The sequence below is a fragment of the Haloquadratum walsbyi J07HQW2 genome, assembly GCF_000415985.1.
Classification (GTDB): Archaea; Halobacteriota; Halobacteria; order Halobacteriales; family Haloferacaceae; genus Haloquadratum; species Haloquadratum walsbyi_B.
The window spans coordinates 2,800,319-2,801,451 of record NZ_KE356561.1 but is presented as its reverse complement, the minus strand read 5'-3'; the positions used below and the strand labels follow the sequence as shown (position 1 = coordinate 2,801,451).

Genomic DNA, 1,133 nt, shown 5'->3' with positions numbered 1-1,133 from the left:
AGATATGTCTTGAATGTAGCTATGTCTCTCAGGGAGATAATGTTACATGCAATCTGTGCATCCACATCGAGTATGGCTCTGCTCCTCCACGAGGATTGCACTCACACAGCTGACTCGGGCTGCTTGTGTGAGCACTGCAGACCTACAGCAGATATTCAGTGGCAGAACCGTAACCGGACATCACTGATCGTGTTCGGGGAAATCAAAATAGGATTTGAACTTTCTATATTCAGGTTGTGGCGTCAGCCGCTAAGCCGATGATCAATCGGGTATAAATTAGTTGTCAGTACTTAGTGGGTTGATTGCAACGCCGATGTCATATGACCCAGGGTCAGCGGTATCATCAAGTTCAGCAACGATACCCAGGGTTTCAGTGCCATCGCCATCGCTACCATCAACGCTAGCAACAAATGTGTCTTCACCAGTCTGAACAGCACTACTGGTCTCTCCATCATCGTCAGGGTCGAGATCACTACCCCCATCATTGTCACTACTCCCATCATTTCTTACGTCGATGTCGATTGGATTGGGAGAATCTACGATCACCTGAACATCTAGTGTGTCAACTGCGCTGTTTTCGATAGTGGCTTGTAACCCAACACTGTCACCATTATTCAATTCAACCGCTGCCTGAAATTCCGTATTATCGTCGCTTATGCGAGTAAACGACGCGTCTTCGTCACCATTATTAGCACTCACATCAGTCACAGTCAATGCCTGTTCAGCTTGGACGTCAGCTTGCCCTTCAACACTGCCTTGAAGTCCTCCTGCAGCAGCTGTGACTCCTGCACCTGCGGCGGCTACTCCTGCTGTTCCAAGTATGATTGACCGTCTCGTAAAGTCTACCATGCTTGCTAAGATAGTATTTTCTTATTCATGTAAAATTTTTGTAACGTCAGCGTAACAAAGTAGTTTCACTACTGAAACAAAGACATTTTTTAACAGTAGTATCGATTTACAAATACCGTCTGTTAAAGTCTACCACAAATCAAGACGGTCCGTCGTCGTCCTGACGGCGGTTTTTATTCACTATACGAGTATACGGCGGCATAAATTAAATAGAGTCTATTATAGTGAAAAACTTTAATTGAACACAGTAGATCAATGGCTGCACCTACCCAAATTACTCATGA

1 protein-coding gene is annotated in these 1,133 nt (G+C 45.0%); it reads right to left on the bottom strand.

What is annotated here, in order from left to right:
* Positions 1–276 precede the first annotated feature (276 nt).
* Entirely contained in the window at positions 277–849 is a 573-nt protein-coding gene (locus J07HQW2_RS13175) for a hypothetical protein (protein ID WP_021056055.1), read from the bottom strand.
* Between the last annotated feature and the right edge of the window lie 284 nt (positions 850–1,133).